We start from the raw sequence: 16,849 nt of genomic DNA on the forward strand, positions 1-16,849 counted from the left end.
GGGGTACCGCGAGGGAACCGGCGGGTTACTGCGGCGGGTTGCCGTGCTTGCGGGAGGGCAGGTCGGCGTGCTTGGTGTGGAGCATCGCCAGGGAGCGGATGAGCACCGCGCGGGTGTCCGCGGGGTCGATGACGTCGTCCACGAGGCCGCGCTCGGCCGCGTAGTACGGGTGCATCAGCTCGGCCTTGTACTCCTTGACCATCCGGACCCGCATCGCCTCGGGGTCCTCGGCCTCGGCGATCTGACGGCGGAAGATGACGTTGGCGGCACCCTCGGCGCCCATCACCGCGATCTCGTTGGTGGGCCACGCGTAGGTGAGGTCCGCACCGATGGACTGGCTGTCCATGACGATGTACGCACCTCCGTAGGCCTTCCGAAGGATCAGGGAGATCCTCGGCACGGTCGCGTTGCAGTACGCGTACAGCAGCTTCGCGCCGTGGCGGATGATTCCACCGTGCTCCTGGTCGACGCCCGGGAGGAAGCCGGGTACGTCCAGCAGAGTGACGATCGGGATGTTGAAGGCGTCGCACATCTGCACGAAGCGGGCGGCCTTCTCGCTGGCCTCGATGTCCAGGACACCGGCGAGCGTCTGCGGCTGGTTGGCGACGATGCCGACCACCTGGCCGTCGAGCCGGCCCAGGGCGCAGATGATGTTGCGGGCCCAGCGCTCGTGGACCTCCAGGTAGTCGCCGTCGTCGACGATCTCCTCGATGACCTTGGCCATGTCGTAGGGGCGGTTGCCGTCCGCCGGGACCAGGTCGAGGAGGACGTCGCTGCGGCGGTCCACCGGGTCGGAGGGCTCCACCCGCGGGGGGTTCTCACGGTTGTTCTGCGGGAGCATCGACAGCAGGTAGCGCACCTCGGCGATGCACGTCTCCTCGTCGTCGTACGCGAAGTGCGCGACACCGCTCGTCTCGGCGTGCACATCCGCGCCGCCGAGCCCGTTCTGGGTGATCTCCTCGCCGGTGACCGCCTTGACGACGTCCGGGCCGGTGATGAACATCTGCGAGGTCTCGCGGACCATGAACACGAAGTCCGTCAGGGCCGGGCTGTAGGCCGCGCCGCCCGCGCACGGGCCGAGCATCACGCTGATCTGCGGGATGACACCGGACGCCCTGGTGTTGCGCTGGAAGATGCCGCCGTAGCCGGCGAGGGCGGAGACCCCCTCCTGGATACGGGCGCCCGCGCCGTCGTTGAGGGAGACCAGCGGGGCACCGGCCGCGATGGCCATGTCCATGATCTTGTGGATCTTGGTGGCGTGGGCCTCACCGAGGGCGCCGCCGAAGATACGGAAGTCATGGGCGTAGACGAAGACCGTGCGGCCCTCCACCGTGCCCCAGCCGGTGACGACACCGTCGGTGTACGGCTTCTTGGCCTCCAGACCGAAGCCGGTGGCCCGGTGCCGGCGCAGCTGCTCGACCTCGTTGAAGGAGCCCGGGTCCAGCAACAGCTCGATGCGCTCCCGGGAGGTCAGCTTGCCCTTGGCGTGCTGCGCCTCGGTCGCCTTCTCACTCGGGCCGGCGATCGCCTGGGCACGGATCTCGTGCAGTTCGGCCACTCGCCCGCGCGCGTCCGTCGGCTCACCCGGTGCCTCATCCAAAACGGTCATGTAGCGACCTTACGAACTCGAACAAGAAAACCGGGCCGTTGACTCCGTACAGTCTCCGGCGCGTTTTCCTGGTACCCCTGAACAGAACCGTCCCGGCATGCAGCCGACCCGACTGTTCAGGGGGTGTGCGGCTTGTCAGGGTCCAACAAAGGCGCGTGATCGCGTCAGGCGAGAGTCACATCACAGGAGTGGGTGGCACAGGCGGTACCGGGGGTGACGCGGAGCCGTAGGCGGCGGCCCGTCGCCTCCAGCACCTCGACGGAGGCGTCGGTCCGGGCGACCGAGCGGACAGGGCCGTTCCAGGTGATCTCGATCGGCACGCCGGTGCGCGGCGGTTCGCTCACACAGAGGGTTGCGGTGCGGCCCCGGCGGCGGACCAGGACGCTCGCCCCGGCCGATGCGGTGAGCGGTCCGGCCCTGCCGGCCTGCCAGAAGTTCGCCGCCGTCAGGCCCAGTCGGGCGACGTGGACCGCCTGGCACGCGCTGTCGTTGGCGAGGACCGACAACCACCGGGGGTCGGCGGAACGGGCGGCGACGGCGCGGCGCGACGCCCCGGGCATCAGGACGTAGACGTAGGCGGCGTCGGTGGGGTCGGTGCCGTGGTCCAGCCAGAGGGTCTGCCAGCGCCGGGTGCGGCGCTCGGTGGTGCCGCCGGTGTTGATGTCGGACCAGGCGCCGGTGCGGTCCTCGCGGAGGGTGCGCAGGTCCGCTCGCCGGCTGCCGGGGAGGACCCAGCCGCCGTGGCCCGTCAGATGGGCCCAGCCCGGGCCCCGGACGAGGGTGTGGTGCCCGCTGACGTCGGGGTGCCCCAGGTTGCGGTTGTCGACGACGGTCTCGACCGGTACCCCGTCCGCGCAGCTGATCCCGGCGCCGAGGCAGATGACGGAGTCGTCGACGCAGAACCACGACTTGCGGGCCTGGAGGGTGGAGCCGAGCCCCTTGAGGTGCTGGCCGATCGCCGCGTACTCGCCGTCGGTGGTCCCGCCGACCCATCGCACGGCGGGCTTGGGGGCACCCCATTCGCCGCCCTCCCTGTCGGCGAGGGGCTTGGTGGAGACGGTCGTGCCGGGGAGCCGGTACCAGTCGACGGTCGGCCAGAACCAGTCGGTGTACTGGTCGGACCGGGCATCGCGCCCGGTGGGCCACCACAGGGTCATCCCCGCTCCGGTGTGCCAGCCGCGCGGGTTCTCGCCGTTGCCGCACTCGTAGTGGGCGATGCGGTCGGAGGCCATGGCGAGGGTGAGCACGAAGCCGGGGCGGCGGTGGACGGCACGGTCCATGGCGGCGAAGAGGCGGTGGCCGACGGGGTCGGGGGCGGGTGGCGCGGGGGACGCCGCGACGGAGTGCAGCCGGGCCAGGTCGGCGACGCCGAACTGTCCGGCGGTGAGGATCGGCGTCACCGTGTCGCGCTCGATCCACCCCTTGACCCGCCCGTGCCACCGCTCGCGCGCGGCCGCGTCGGCGCCCAGCGCGAGGAGGGCGATCGCCGCGATGAGCGCCTGTCCGTGGAAGTGGTCCCCGCGCAGGAGGCGCCGGTCGTCGCTCTTCAGATATCCGCGGCTGATGGCGCGGCCGTTGACGGTGTCCATGACGAGGCCGTCGTGGATGAGGGGCGCGTACGCCCGTTCGACGCTGTCGAGGACGATCTGCCTTCCCGGGTCGGTGACCTGCCAGGTGGACCCGGCCAGCAGGGCGAACAGCCGCCCCAGCCCGTCGAGCATCACCTGCCCGTACGTCCCCGAGTACGCGACCCAGGTGTGCTGCACGAACGAGCCGTCGGCGTAGAGCCCGTCGCCATGGGTGACGTGGGGGAAGACGGGCGACAGGGCGTCGCGGGCGAGGGCGATCTTCTCGGGGATCCGTCCGAGGATGCCGCGCAGGGCGACGGAGCGGCAGAGGTCGACCCGGTTGGCGCCGGTGGAGGTGCCGCTGTACTCGCGCAGCATCGAGTCGGGGATGAAGTGGTCGATCGCCGCGCAGGCGGCGGCCGTCCGGGCGGGTGTCAGCTCGTCATGGAGGGCCGCGACGATGTCCGTCAGGAGGCGGGGACTGCCGATCTGCCACTCCCACCAGTTGCCGTAGCGCGTGGTCGAGGGGTTGTAGACGGTCGTGGAGAGGTGGTCGAGGCCGCGGGTGATGTCCGCGAGGAGGGTGGCGTCGCCCGTCGAGCCGGTGCCAGGCTGGATGTACGCCTGAGTCATCGTCCACAGCCGGCTGTAGCTCCGGGTGATACCGGCGGGCGGGTCGAAGGGGCGGTCCGGCCAGAGGGAGTGAGGGGCGGGGGCCATGGTCGTGCGGAAGCCCCGGGCCAGTTCGCCGGTCTCCCGGAGGCGGGAGGCGTAGGGCTCGGCGGTGGGGTCGTAGCCGGTGCCGAGGGCCAGGGTGAGCCAGCGGTGACGGAGAGCGGCGAACTCGTCGGGCTCGCCCGGGTTTCCGGGCTCGTCGGAGCTGCCGGGTTCCGCGGACTCGGCCTCGTCGGTGGTGGGCTGGGTGGTGGCGCGGGCGGCGGTGGGGGTGGTCGCGGCCGCCAGGGTCGCGGCGAGGAGGAGCGTACGGCGTGAGGGGGTCATGCCCATGCCGTACCACCCCCGTGAGAACAGATCAACGCTGTGTGACTTCTCGATCACCCAGCAGACACGGTTGAAAATTGAACGGAATAGGTCTACGGTGGGCCGTGTTCACTTCGTTGAACATTGAACGACCTCATCCCTAGGAGCACGTCATGAGCATCTTCGGCCGCAAGAACGAGACCGCCGCCTCCGAGACGGCCGTGGTGACCGCCTCCCCGGTGAACCCCGAGCTGGCCGCGCTGACCGGCGACTACACGATCGACCCGTCCCACACGACCATCGGCTTCGTGGCCCGGCACGCCATGGTCACCAACGTCAAGGGCGGCTTCCTCGACTTCTCCGGTTCGCTGCACCTCGACGGCACGGACCCGTCCCGCTCGACCGCCTCCATCGACGTCAAGATGGACAGCATCGACACCGGCAACGCCGACCGGGACGGTCACCTGAAGAGCGCGGACTTCTTCCGGACGGAGGAGTTCCCGGCGATGACCTTCCGCTCCACCACCGCCGAGGCTCTCGGCGGCGACGAGTACCGCATCACCGGTGACCTCTCCATCCTCGGCACCACCAGGCCGCTCACCATCGACCTGGAGTTCAACGGTGCCGCGAAGGACCCCTTCGGCAACGAGCGCGTCGGCTTCGAGGGCAAGGCGGAGATCCTGCGCTCCGAGTGGGGCCTGACCTGGAACGCCGCGCTGGAGACGGGCGGTGTGCTGGTCTCCGACAAGATCAAGCTGCGCTTCGACATCTCGGCGATCCGCAACGCCGAGTGACCCGGGCGAGTGGAAGCGGGGCGGACCGGCCGGGGACGCCGGCCGGTCCTCACCGCGGGTGGCCCGCTTCCAGCCCGTCCAGTGCCGTGCGCAGAGGGGCGGCACGCGTGCGGGGGGTACGGGCCTTCAGCAGGCCCAGGATGACGAGGTACCGGTCCGTCCTCCCGAGCCGCTCGAACGCCTGCCGGGCGCGGGGGCTGCGGGCGAGGTCCGCCGCCAGATCCCCCGGCACGCCGGCCTCCTTCTGGGACTCGTACGCCGCCGCCCAGCGCCCGTCCGCCTTCGCCTCGTCGACCTCCGCGAGTCCGCCGGGCCGCATGCGCCCCTGGGCGGTCAGTTGCTCCACTCTGCGCACGTTCACCATCGACCAGTCGCTGCGCGGCCTGCGCGGTGTGATCCGCTGCAGGTAGTGGACCTCGTCGAACCGGCGCCGGTGCCCGGTGATCCAGCCGTGGCAGAGGGCGACGTCATTGACCTCCCCGGCACCGACGGACGGGATCCCGCTCCCCTTCTTGGCGACCTTCACCCACAGACCGGGGTGCGGTGCGGGGTGAGCGCCCAGCCACGCGTCCAGATGATCGGCGTTTTCGAAGGTCCGCGCGTCGGCGGGCACATGGGCTTCGGCGGAGGCTTCGGCGCTGTCGTGGGTGACCATGAGGCCAACCCAGGCGCCCTCTAGGACAGACTCCGTCCTAGAACCGAGCCGCTCGGTGAAGAAGCTGGCTGGTTCGTACCTCTTGTGTGAGGGGTCGCGGCGTTCCCATAATCCAGCAACCGAAATTGATTTGAGCATGCCAGCGCACGCTCGCAAGCGCTGTCTGATTTGGCATGTTCTCGTCAATCATCGGTTCGGTTGCACGAGTCCCCGCATGTCAACCCCCCACGGAAGGCATCACCTTGAAGCGACTCATCACCGCCCTGAAGAGATGCGCCGCCGTCGGCGCCGCCGCGCTCGCGATCGCCAGCCTGCAGCCGGTCTCGGCGGCCGAGGCCGCCCCGTCGCCGGTCGTCGGCGGCACGCGTGCGGCGCAGGGCGAGTTCCCGTTCATGGTCCGGTTGTCGATGGGCTGTGGCGGCGCGCTGTACACGCAGCAGATCGTCCTCACCGCCGCGCACTGTGTCGGCGCGAGCGGAAACAACACGAGCATCACCGCCACCGCAGGCGTCGTGGACCTCCAGAGCACCAGCGGCCGGGTCCAGGTCCGCTCCACCAAGGTGTACCGGGCCCCCGGCTACAACGGCACCGGCAAGGACTGGGCACTCATCAAGCTCGCCCAGCCGATCAACCTGCCGACCTTGAAGATCGCCACCAACACCCAGTACAACACCGGTGACTTCACCGTCGCCGGCTGGGGAGCGGCCCGCGAGGGCGGCGCCCAGCAGCGCTACATGCTCAAGGCGACGGTCCCGTTCATCAGTGACGCGACCTGCCGCGCCTACGGCGGCCTCTACAACGACCTCGTCGCCGGCGAAGAGATCTGCGCCGGCTTCGCCTCGGGCGGCGTCGACACCTGCCAGGGCGACTCGGGCGGCCCAATGTTCCGCCGCGACAACGCCGGCGCCTGGATCCAGGTCGGCATCGTCAGCTGGGGCGAGGGCTGCGCCCGGCCCAACGCCCCGGGTGTCTACTCCGAGGTCTCGACGTTCGCCTCCCAGATAGCGTCGGCCGCCGCCACGCTCTGAGCGGGAGCCCGGCACCACCACGTACGACGTCCACGGGCCCGGTGCCTCCCGCGCCGGGCCCGTGCCCGTGAGCCGCCAGGGGCACCGGACGCGCGGTTCAGAAACCTCCGCCGAAGTCCCCGCCGCCTCCGAAGTCGCCCCCGCCGCCGAAGTCCCCGCCCCCGAAGCCGCCGGAGAAGTCGTCGGTGTTGAAGTCGCCGCCGGAGAAGTCACCGCCGTCGTAGCCGCTGTCCGCGCCGAAGTCGCCGTAACCGGCGCCGTAGACGGCCGCGTAGGAGGGGGTGGCCATCATGCTGCCGAGCATCGTGCCGACGAGGAGGCCCGGGAGCATGCCGCCGCCGAAGTAGCCGCCCGCCCAGGGGCCGTAGGCGGGGCCGGCGTCCCAGTAGGGCCGGCGGGCGCCGGAGACCGTCTCCACCTCGCGGACCATGGGCTCCCGGCCGTCCACCAGCCGGGCCTGGTCCGCAGCGCACACCGGTACCTCGCGGGACGCGCCGCCCAGCGGCGGGGTCCACAGGACGTCGGCGACGGAGGGGCCGTGACGGGGGTCGAAGAAGCAGGGGGCACGGCGTTCGGGGAGCGGACGGCCCTCCCGCCGGGCGGCCAGCAGGGCGAGGGAGAAGCGGCCGTCCTCCAGGGTCTGGGTGACCGCGCGCACGTCCTCGGGGCGGGTGGCCGCCGTCATGAGCGACTTCGCCTTCTCGTAGGCGTCGAGGGCGCGCTCGTAGTCGGCGCGCATCGCGTCGTCCGCGCCCGCCTCGGCGGGGTGGAAGTCCAGCCGGTCGAGTTCCTCGCCGAAGGCGGTGATGTCCTCGTCGACCACCACCCGGAGCTTCTCCAGGGCCTCGCGGCGCTCCGCCTCCTCCCGGCGGCGCCGACGGCGGACCAGGGCGTACGCGCCGACACCGCCCGCCACCACCACCGCGCCGACGGCGGCCAGGGCCCCGGCATCCACGCCCTCGCCGCCTCCGCCGCCGCTCCAGCTCGACGGGGCCGTGCCGCCCGGGTTGCTGCGCAGGGCGGCGTCGACGAAATCGTTGAGCTGCGCCTTGGCGTCGCCCGCGCCCTGCGCCGCCGAGACCAGGTTCGACACCGTCCCCGCGCTCATGACGCTGCTGTCGGCCCGCGCGTCGAAACGGTCGCCGAGGCGGATGGCGTACAGGCCGGTGATGCCGGTCTCCGTGCGGAGGTTGCGGAAGAGGTTCTGGGTGGGCTGGTCGGCCGGGAGGACCGCGACGAAGATCGGCTCGTCCGCGTCCACGATCTTGTCGGCGAGCGCTTCGGCGTCCGATGCGGAGAGCAGATCGGAGGCGGCCGGGTCGACGTAGACGGGGTTCTCGCGCAGGGACGCGGCCACCGTCGAGGGATCGGTGGCCGCGTGGGCGCCGGGCGCGCCGACCGACAGCACCGCCAGGGCTGCTGCGATGAGCGGCACGATCAGGAGACGGGTCAGGGGTCGGACCAGTGCGCCCTTCATACCTACGAAACTACCTCGATCGCTACGAAAACGGACGATCGGAGCGGCGATAAACCGGACCGGGGGTTCGGCTTCCCGCCGGGGGCCGGGGGGCGGGCACGCTCGGCTGCCCCGGGAGCACCGGACTGCCGAGTCCCGCCGTCGGGCGCGGTGCGGGCCGGTGAGGGTTGCTCGCGCAGTTCCCGCACCCCTGAAGAGCACCTGAAAGCCGGGGCCGCGCCCCACGCCTTTCACCTGAGGGGTGGGCCGCAGGCCCCACGTCAGGGGCGCGGGGAACTTCGCGAGCGCCCCCCGGTGGGCGGCGAGGCTGGTCCGTAGGTCACGTGACCTCGTCCGCAAGGGGTCCTTTCACTATGAGCGTCCGATCAGGTCGCGTGGTCTGGTGCCGTGCCTCGCAAGGCGCCAGACCACGCGCCCCGGGCGGGCACAGTGAGAGGACCCCTAAGTCACGTGACCGCTTCCGGGGCCGCGCCCGTGACGGTGACCGGGACCCGGCCGGCGCCGTCGTGTGCCGGTGGACGAGGACGGCACGGCGAGCAGCGGCTGCTGCCCGGCCACCGCTACAGCCTGAGGGTCGAGCACCATGGCGACGACCCGTACGAGTCCGCCGTCCGCTTCGCCACGGCGTACATCTCCGGGCTGAAGCCCGGTCAGGTCTGGTCCCCGGCCCAGGTCACTCCGCCGGTTCGACCCCGGCCCGGAGCAGGCCGTAGGTGTAGGCGTCCTCCAGGGCCTGCCAGGAGGCGGCGATGACGTTCTCGGCGACGCCCACCGTGGACCACTCGCCGGTGCCGTCGGTGGTGGAGATCAGCACACGGGTCGTGGAGTGGGTGCCGTGCTTGCCCTCCAGGATGCGGACCTTGTAGTCGACCAGCTCCATGTTGGCGAGCTGGGGGTAGATCCGCTCCAGGGCGACGCGCAGTGCGCGGTCCAGGGCGTTGACCGGGCCGTTGCCCTCGGCGGTGGCGACGATGCGCTCGCTCTTGGCCCACAGCTTGACGGTGGCCTCGTTGGCGTGGCTGCCGTCGGGGCGGTCCTCGACGATGGCGCGCCAGGACTCGGTGCTGAAATAGCGCAGCGGCTTGCCGGCCACCTCCTCGCGGAGCAGGAGTTCGAAGGACGCGTCCGCCGCCTCGTAGGTGTAGCCCTTGAGTTCACGCTCCTTGACCCGCTCGACGACCCGGCCGATCAGCTCGCGGTCACCGCCGAGGTCGACGCCCAGCTCCTTGCCCTTGAGCTCGATGGAGGCGCGGCCCGCCATGTCGGAGACCAGCATCCGCATGGTGTTGCCGACCTGTTCGGGGTCGATGTGCTGGTACAGGTCGGGGTCGACCTTGATGGCGGAGGCGTGCAGGCCGGCCTTGTGCGCGAAGGCGGAGACGCCGACGTACGGCTGGTGCGTGGACGGGGTGAGGTTGACGACCTCGGCGATCGCGTGGGAGATGCGGGTCATCTCGCGCAGGGCGCCGTCGGGGAGGACCTTCTTGCCGTACTTGAGCTCCAGGGCCGCGACGACCGGGAAGAGGTTGGAGTTGCCGACCCGCTCGCCGTAGCCGTTGGCCGTGCACTGGACGTGCGTCGCGCCCGCGTCGACGGCGGCGAGGGTGTTGGCGACCGCGCAGCCGGTGTCGTCCTGGGCGTGGATGCCGAGCCGGGCGCCGGTGTCGGCGAGGACCGTGGAGACGACCGCCTGGACCTGGGCGGGGAGCATGCCGCCGTTGGTGTCGCAGAGGATCACGACGTCTGCGCCGGCCTCGGCTGCGGTGCGGACGACGGACTTGGCGTACTCGGGGTTGGCGCGGTACCCGTCGAAGAAGTGCTCGCAGTCGACGAAGACCCGGCGGCCCTGCTCCCGGAGGTGGGAGACGGTGTCGCGGACCATCTCCAGGTTCTCCTCCAGGGTGGTGCGCAGCGCCAGCTCCACATGCCGGTCGTGGGACTTGGCGACGAGGGTGATGACCGGGGCACCGGAGTCGAGGAGTGCCTTGACCTGGGGGTCCTCGCTCGCTCTGCCGCCGGCGCGGCGGGTGGCGCCGAAGGCGACGAGCTGGGCGTGTTTGAAGTCGATCTCCTTCTGGGCGCGCGCGAAGAACTCGGTGTCCCTGGGATTGGCGCCCGGCCAGCCGCCCTCGATGAAGCCCACTCCGAAGTCGTCCAGGTGCCGAGCGATGGCCAGCTTGTCCGCGACGGTGAGGTTGATGCCCTCGCGCTGGGCGCCGTCTCGCAAGGTGGTGTCGAAGACGTGGAACGAGTCGTCGAGTTCGCTGGTTTCCGTCATGGTGTTCGGCTCCTGATGTCGGATCTCGGTCTGTACCGGAATGACCGGCTCCACCGTCCTCCCATCATCCCGCGCGCTGCGTTCCCGGCTGGGGGTGGGCCAGAAAAGCGAAAAACCTCTCGCGGGTGCGAGAGGTCTGCGCGCGGGTCGAGGACGACGGTGTCCGCCCGTACGTGGTCGTACGTGGCGGTCACTGCGGACCGGCGCGCCTGCTGCCAATAATCATGGCGAACGAGAGCACGGGGGCAGTCTGGCACATACCGTCCCCGCGATCACCGTCCGTCTCAGGATGCGAACAGTGCGCTGTGTGTGGGCGGGCGCCGTGTTCACCCCAGTGACTCGTCCAGGAACTCTCGTACATGGGACAGGATCAGGCCACGGTCCGCCCCGCGCAGCCCGATGGCCACCTGGATGGAGAAGCCGTCGAGGAGGGCCCGCAGCCGGGCGGCGAACCGGTCGGCGTCGACCGCCCGGAACTCGCCGCGTGACATGCCCTCGGCGAGCAGCGCCACCAGGTCGCGGTGCCAGGCGCCCTCGATGGCGGCCTGGCGGTCGCGGGCGTCGTCGTCGGCGTTCTGCGAACGGTTCCAGACCTCCAGCCAGAGCGTCCAGTGGGGGTCGCGGTGGCCGTCGGGGACGTAGAGGTCGACGTACGCGTCCAGACGTTCGCGGGCCGGGGCGGTCCGGGTGAGGAGCCGGGCGCGCTCGATGCCGAGCCGGCCCTCGCTCCACTCCAGGGTCCGCAGCAGCAGCTCGTCCTTGGAGTGGAAGTAGTAGAGGAGGTGGCCGCTGCTCATACCGACCTCACGGCCGAGCGCCGCCATGGTGAGCTTCTCCAGACCCCGCTCGGCGATCATGGCCATGGCGGCGCCGAGGACCTCCTCGCGGGGCGGGGCGGTGTTGCGGCGGCGGGTCATGGGGCGGCCACGCGTACGGCGTCGGGCAGGAAGTGGGTCTCGTAGGGGCCGGTGCAGCCGGCGAACAGCGTCGCGACCACCGCGCCGCACCCTCCGCACAGCTCGTTGGGCCCCGTGCGTCCCACCTCGCAGCATCCGGACTCCTGCACGGCCGGGTTCTGGGACAGGTACCGTCGGGTGTCCTCGGGGTGCACCACCAGGGTGTCGCGCGGCCCGGCGGACATCAGGCAGCCCGGCCCGTCGGGGTCCAGGTGCACCGCGTTGCCGGGATGGGCGACGTCCATCCACTCGGGATCGGGGTGCGGAACGTACGGTGCCCCGCACGGCAGCGGATCCACCGCGTACGTCCCGCGCGGCATCGTCGACGGGGCGCCCCGCGAGCCGTCGGCGTTCTTCCGCCCGTCGTACAGCGGACGTTCGGGCACCTCGGGCAGCAGCTGCAGGGGCCCGGTGAGGGGCTGGTCGCAGGCGGCGCAACGCAGGACGCGCACGGGTGCGCTCGGTGGTGTGCTCATCCGTACGTTTCTACCGGACGCCGCCCCTGGGCTGTTGCTGGGTGATGCAGTGGATACCGCCTCCGCCGGCGAAGATCGTGCGGGCGTCGACCAGGGTGACCGTGCGGTCGGGGAACAGCCGCCGGAAGATCGCGGCGGCCGTCTCGTCGCGCGGGTCGTCGAAGCCGCACAGGACGACTCCGCCGTTGCAGAGGTAGTGGTTGATGTAGGAGTGGTCGGCCCAGCGGCCGTCCGCCTCCAGCTCGGTCGGGGCGGGGACCTCGACGACCTCCAGGCGCCGCCCGTGCGCGTCGGTCTGGGACCGCAGCAGTCCGATGATCTCCTCGGTGATCTCGTGGTCGGGGTGGGCGGGGTCCGGCTGGGAGTGGGCGACGACCACCCCCGGCCGCGCGAACGCGGCGACGATGTCGACGTGGCCCAGGGTGCCGAAACCGCCGGGCGGATAGTCGCCGGTGAGGCCGCGCGGCAGCCAGATCGCCTTGCGGGTGCCGAGCTGGGCATGGATCTCCGCCTCGACCTGCTCGCGGGTCCAGCCGGGATTGCGTTCGGGCCCGAGCTGCACCGTCTCCGTGAGCAGGACGGTGCCCTCCCCGTCGACATGGATCGCGCCGCCCTCGTTGACGAGCCGCGAGGCGTACGTCCGGGCCCCGGCGAGGTCCGCCACGGACGCAGCGATCCTCGCGTCGTGCTCCCAGCGGGCCCAGGGCTGGGCGCCCCAGCCGTTGAACCGCCAGTCGACGGCGGCCAGGCGCCCCCGGCCGTCGGTCAGGAAGGTCGGACCGATGTCGCGCATCCAGGCGTCGTCCAGCTCGCGTTCGACGGTGTCGATGCCGGGGCCGAGGAGGGCGGCGGCCTCGGCGGCCTGCCCCGGCCCGCACACCACCGTCACCGGTTCGAAGCGGCGGACGGCGCGGGCGACCGAGGCCCAGGCGGTGCGGGCGGCGGTCAGGTCGTCGGGGTCTTCGAAGGTGGGGTTGGGGCCGGGCCACGCCATCCAGGTGCGTTCGTGCGGGGCCCATTCGGCGGGCATGCGGAAGCCGTCGGCGGCAGCGGACATCGGAGGGCCTCTCAGAGGAAGTACAGCCGGTTGAGGGAGACGGAGTCGGCCGCCCGGGAGCGCAGCGGCTCCCCGTCGAGGGTGACCAGTCCGGTGCGCTGGTCGACATCGACCGATCCCGTGCGGGAGTTGTGGACGAGGTCGGCGGGGCCGATGCCCCGGGTGCCGCGCACCGCGACCCTGCGGCGGCGGGTGGGCAGCCGGTCGGCGCCCGCGTCGAGCGCGGCCCGCGCCACGAACGCGACGGAGAGGTCTGCGGCGGTGGCCCCGTGCGCCCCGAACTGCGGCCCCAGGACGAGGGGTTCGCAGGTGTCGGTGGCCGCGTTCGGATCGCCGACGACGCCGTACGCCGGGAAGCCGGACTTCAGTACCAGCTGCGGTTTGGCGCCGAAGTACTCGGGGCGCCAGAGCACGATGTCGGCGAGCTTGCCGACCTCCAGGGAGCCGATCTCGTGGGCGAGGCCGTGCGCGATGGCCGGGTTGACGGTGAGCTTGGCGATGTAGCGCAGGACGCGCTCGTTGTCGTGGTCGTCCGGGACGCCGGACTCGGCCTTCATCTTCCCGGCCATGGCGAAGGTCCGGCGCACCGTCTCCCCCGCGCGCCCCATGCCCTGCGCGTCGGAGGAGGTGATGCCGATGGCGCCCAGGTCGTGCAACACGTCCTCGGCGCCCATCGTCCCGGCACGGATGCGGTCCCGGGCCAGGGCCGCGTCGCCGGGCAGATCGGTCTTCAGGCCGTGGACGGAGACGATCATCCTGTAGTGCTCGGCGACGGCGTCCCGGCCGAAGGGGAGGGTGGGGTTGGTGGAGGAGCCGATGACGTTCGGCACCCCGGCCATCTTCAGGACGTTCGGCACGTGTCCGCCGCCGCAGCCCTCGATGTGGAAGGCGTGGATCGTACGGCCCTCCAGCACCCGCAGGGTGTCCTCGACCGACAGGCACTCGTTCAGCCCGTCGCTGTGCAGGGCCACTTGTACGTCGTGCTCCTCGGCGACGCGCAACGCCGTGTCCAGCGCCCGGGTGTGGGCGCCCATGTCCTCGTGCACCTTGAAGCCGGAGGCGCCGCCCTCGGCGAGGGCCTCGACCAGCGGGGCCTCGTGGGACGACGAACCCCGGCCGAGGAAGCCGATGTTGACCGGCCAGGCGTCGAACGCGGCGAACGCGTGCCGCAGGGCCCACGGCGAGTTGACCCCGACGCCCCACACCGGCCCGAACTCCTGGCCGATGATCGTGGTGACCCCGGAGGCCAGCGAGGCCTCCATGATCCGCGGCGACAGCAGATGGACATGTGTGTCCACGGCCCCGGCAGTGGCGATCAGCCCCTCGCCGGACACGATGGACGTGCCGGTGCCCACCACGACGTCGACCCCGTCGAGGGTGTCCGGGTTCCCGGCCCGCCCGACGGCGTGGATGCGCCCCTCCCGGATGCCGATCGACACCTTCCGGATGCCCAGCACCGCGTCGATCACGATGACGTTGCTGATGACGACGTCACAGGTCTCCCGGACCGCCGCCGCCTTGAGGTGCAGCCCGTCCCGCGCGGTCTTGCCGAAGCCCGCGAGGAACTCGTCGCCGTGGCGCTGGGCGTCGGACTCGACGCGGATCACGAGGCCCGAGTCGCCGAGCCGGAGCCGGTCACCCGCGCGGGGGCCGTGGGTCGCGGCGTACGCGTAAGGATCGATCGAGGTGTTCGCCGGGGGGTTCGTCGGCGTATGCATGGACGGCTTCATCGCGCGGCCCCCAGATATCCGCAGGCGGCGGCCCTGCGCAGGGCCTCCTCCTTCGCTCCGGGCGCGTCGAGGGGCCCGTCGACGAGTCCCGCGAAGCCGATCGCGATCCGTTCGCCCCCGATCGGCACCAGCCCCACCTCGACGCTCTCCCCCGGCCCGAACCGCACCGACGACCCCGCGGGCACGGCCAGCCGCATCCCGTACGCCTCGGCCCGGGTGAAGTCCAGTCGCGGATTGGCCTCGAAGAAGTGGAAGTGGGAGGTGACGGAGACGGGCACGGCGGCCGTGTTGGTCACCGTCAGCCGCACGACCGCCTCGGGTTCGGTGTGCGCGGGTCCCGGGAGCAGCGCCCCGGGAGCCTGCTCGCCGAGGCCGTCGCCGATCGGTTCGGCGACCACGGCGAGCCGGGAGCCGTCGTCGAAGACCGCCTCGACCTGCACCTCGGTGACGATGTCCGCCACGCCGGGCAGGACGTCGTCCGGTCCGAGCACCGCCCGTGCCCGTGCGATCGCCTCGTCGAGCCTCGCCCCGTCCCGCGCGGCCTCGCAGACGGTGTCCGCGATGAGCGCGGTCGCCTCGGGCACGTTCAGCCGCAGGCCGCGCGCCCGCCGGGCCCGGGCCAGCTCCGCGGCACCGAAGAGCAGCAGGCGGTCGCGTTCGGTGGGGGTGAGTCGCATGGGCGGCACCTCCTGGCGTCCCGGATGTTAGAGCGTCACTCTAAACTTGGCGCAAGGGCGAAGGGAAGTACCCGCGACTGCATGAGTAAGAGGATTCGAGCGTCACTCAAAGAGCGCGAGGAGCCGGAAGCCGGAAAAGGGCCGCCGCGGACGCGTGGTCCGCGGCGGCCCCGAGGTCGGGCCCGGGTGGGCGTCAGGCCAGGACGTGCATCCAGCCGTGCTTGTCCTCGACCGTGCCCCGCTGGATGTCCAGCAGCGCCTCGCGGAGCTTGAGGGTGACCGGGCCGGGCTCGCCGCCGCCCTGCTGCCAGGCGGCGCCGGTGCGCTTGACCGTGCCGACGGGGGTGATGACCGCTGCGGTGCCGCAGGCGAAGACCTCGGTGAGGGCGCCGCTCTCGGAGTCGGCCTGCCACTGGTCGATGGAGATACGGCCCTCCTCGGCGGCGTAGCCGAGGTCGGCGGCGACGGTCAGCAGGGAGTCACGGGTGACGCCCTCCAGGATCGAGCCGGTGAGGGAGGGGGTGACGATGCGGTCGCCGTACACGAAGTACAGGTTCATGCCGCCGAGTTCCTCGACCCACTTCCGCTCGACCGCGTCGAGGTAGCAGACCTGGGCGCAGCCCTCCGCGGCGGCCTCGGCCTGGGCCAGCAGGGACGCGGCGTAGTTGCCGCCGGTCTTGGCGTCGCCCATGCCGCCGGGGACGGCGCGGACATGGTCCTCGGAGACCCAGATGGAGACGGGCTTGACGCCACCGGGGAAGTAGGCGCCGGCCGGGGAGGCGATGACCAGGAAGAGGTACTCGTTGGCCGGCTTCACACCCAGGCCCACCTCGGTGGCGATCATGAAGGGGCGCAGATAGAGGGACTCCTCGCCGCCGTGCGCGGGCACCCATGCCTGGTCCTGCTGGACCAGCAGGTCGCACGCCTCGATGAAGGTCTCCACCGGCAGCTCGGGCATCGCGAGGCGCCGGGCGGACTTCTGGAAGCGCAGGGCGTTCATCTCCGGGCGGAACGTGGCCACGGAGCCGTCGGGCCGGCGGTACGCCTTGAGCCCCTCGAAGATCTCCTGCGCGTAGTGCAGGGTCATGTTCGCGGGGTCGAGGGAGAGCGGGCCGTACGGCACGAGCTGCCCGTCGTGCCAGCCACGGCCCTCGGTCCACTTGATCGTCACCATGTGGTCGGTGAAGTGGCGGCCGAAGCCGGGGTTGGCCAGGATCGCCTCGCGCTCGGCGTCGGAGAGCGGATGGGCGGACGGCTTCAGCTCGATCGTGGGCGTCGTCATGAGTGATGTCCTTCACCGGTTGTGTGTGACGGGCCGCGCTCACATCCGCACTGCCAGTGGCCAGTGTTAGGACGTCCGAGCATTCCCTCATTCCGCGGCACCTCGTTCGATTATCGCCTGGCGGGGGGCGTGGACGAAACGTGGATGACCGTGGACGAATACGGTGCGATGCGGCCCAGGGGATGATGGTGACACCCGGCGGGAGCATGCGGAAGCCGCCGGGTGCGATGCGACCCGGCGGCTTTCGAAGGAGTCCCCCGCACCGGGCCGGAGCCGTGGGG

Annotated in this window: 13 protein-coding genes; 2 read left to right on the forward strand and 11 right to left on the reverse strand. The window is 71.6% G+C overall.

All coding sequences use genetic code 11. From position 1 onward, the window contains the following. Nucleotides 1-25: 25 nt before the first annotated feature. Together ACZ43N_RS29220 and ACZ43N_RS29225 are read right to left on the reverse strand one after the other, a co-directional pair. Nucleotides 26-1,609, reverse strand: a complete 1,584-nt coding sequence (locus tag ACZ43N_RS29220) for an acyl-CoA carboxylase subunit beta (protein ID WP_468101705.1) — start codon at nt 1,607-1,609, stop codon at nt 26-28. 164 nt (nt 1,610-1,773) lie between these two features. Then, nucleotides 1,774-4,185 (reverse strand): polysaccharide lyase 8 family protein, encoded by a 2,412-nt coding sequence (locus ACZ43N_RS29225; RefSeq protein WP_468101707.1) that lies wholly within the window; start codon nt 4,183-4,185, stop codon nt 1,774-1,776. 146 nt (nt 4,186-4,331) lie between these two features. On the opposite strand from ACZ43N_RS29225, the gene ACZ43N_RS29230 reads away from it, so the two are divergent. Continuing rightward, nucleotides 4,332-4,952 carry a YceI family protein gene (locus ACZ43N_RS29230; protein WP_468101708.1) on the forward strand — a complete coding sequence of 207 codons (621 nt, stop codon included), beginning with the start codon at nt 4,332-4,334 and terminating at the stop codon, nt 4,950-4,952. Nucleotides 4,953-5,001: 49 nt separating this feature from the next. On the opposite strand, the gene ACZ43N_RS29235 is transcribed toward ACZ43N_RS29230, so the two are convergent. After that, entirely contained in the window at nt 5,002-5,607 is a 606-nt protein-coding gene (locus tag ACZ43N_RS29235; RefSeq protein WP_468101710.1) for a YdeI/OmpD-associated family protein, read from the reverse strand. 242 nt (nt 5,608-5,849) lie between these two features. Between ACZ43N_RS29235 and ACZ43N_RS29240 the strand changes: the two genes are divergently transcribed. Further along, nucleotides 5,850-6,635 (forward strand): S1 family peptidase, encoded by a 786-nt coding sequence (locus ACZ43N_RS29240; RefSeq protein ID WP_468101712.1) that lies wholly within the window; start codon nt 5,850-5,852, stop codon nt 6,633-6,635. Between the two features lie 97 nt (nt 6,636-6,732). Here the strand turns inward: ACZ43N_RS29240 and ACZ43N_RS29245 are convergent, their stop codons facing one another. From ACZ43N_RS29245 to ACZ43N_RS29280, 8 genes are all read right to left on the reverse strand, one after another. Then, nucleotides 6,733-8,112 carry a hypothetical protein gene (locus ACZ43N_RS29245; protein WP_468101714.1) on the reverse strand — a complete coding sequence of 460 codons (1,380 nt, stop codon included), beginning with the start codon at nt 8,110-8,112 and terminating at the stop codon, nt 6,733-6,735. A 673-nt stretch (nt 8,113-8,785) separates the two neighbouring features. Continuing rightward, nucleotides 8,786-10,390 carry a citramalate synthase gene (gene cimA / locus ACZ43N_RS29250; RefSeq protein WP_468101715.1) on the reverse strand — a complete coding sequence of 535 codons (1,605 nt, stop codon included), beginning with the start codon at nt 10,388-10,390 and terminating at the stop codon, nt 8,786-8,788. 326 nt (nt 10,391-10,716) lie between these two features. Continuing rightward, complete coding sequence (locus ACZ43N_RS29255; RefSeq protein WP_468101717.1) at nt 10,717-11,307, reverse strand: TetR/AcrR family transcriptional regulator; 591 nt, start codon at nt 11,305-11,307, stop codon at nt 10,717-10,719. Beyond that, nucleotides 11,304-11,822 carry a hypothetical protein gene (locus ACZ43N_RS29260; protein ID WP_468101719.1) on the reverse strand — a complete coding sequence of 173 codons (519 nt, stop codon included), beginning with the start codon at nt 11,820-11,822 and terminating at the stop codon, nt 11,304-11,306. Before ACZ43N_RS29260 ends, ACZ43N_RS29255 begins: the two co-directional genes overlap by 4 nt. Nucleotides 11,823-11,832: 10 nt before the next feature. After that, nucleotides 11,833-12,879, reverse strand: coding sequence for an agmatine deiminase family protein (locus ACZ43N_RS29265; RefSeq protein WP_468101720.1), 1,047 nt, complete (start codon nt 12,877-12,879; stop codon nt 11,833-11,835). A gap of 11 nt (nt 12,880-12,890) precedes the next feature. After that, on the reverse strand, nt 12,891-14,597 hold the full coding sequence (locus ACZ43N_RS29270) for an urease subunit alpha (protein ID WP_468101722.1): 1,707 nt from the start codon (nt 14,595-14,597) through the stop codon (nt 12,891-12,893). An 8-nt stretch (nt 14,598-14,605) separates the two neighbouring features. Beyond that, nucleotides 14,606-15,286 carry an urease subunit gamma gene (gene ureA, locus ACZ43N_RS29275; protein ID WP_468101724.1) on the reverse strand — a complete coding sequence of 227 codons (681 nt, stop codon included), beginning with the start codon at nt 15,284-15,286 and terminating at the stop codon, nt 14,606-14,608. Nucleotides 15,287-15,479: 193 nt separating this feature from the next. After that, nucleotides 15,480-16,568: a branched-chain amino acid aminotransferase gene (locus ACZ43N_RS29280; RefSeq protein ID WP_468101725.1), complete on the reverse strand. Its 1,089-nt coding sequence runs from the start codon at nt 16,566-16,568 to the stop codon at nt 15,480-15,482. Nucleotides 16,569-16,849: the final 281 nt, after the last annotated feature.

The organism is Streptomyces sp. NPDC030814 (genome assembly GCF_055572155.1).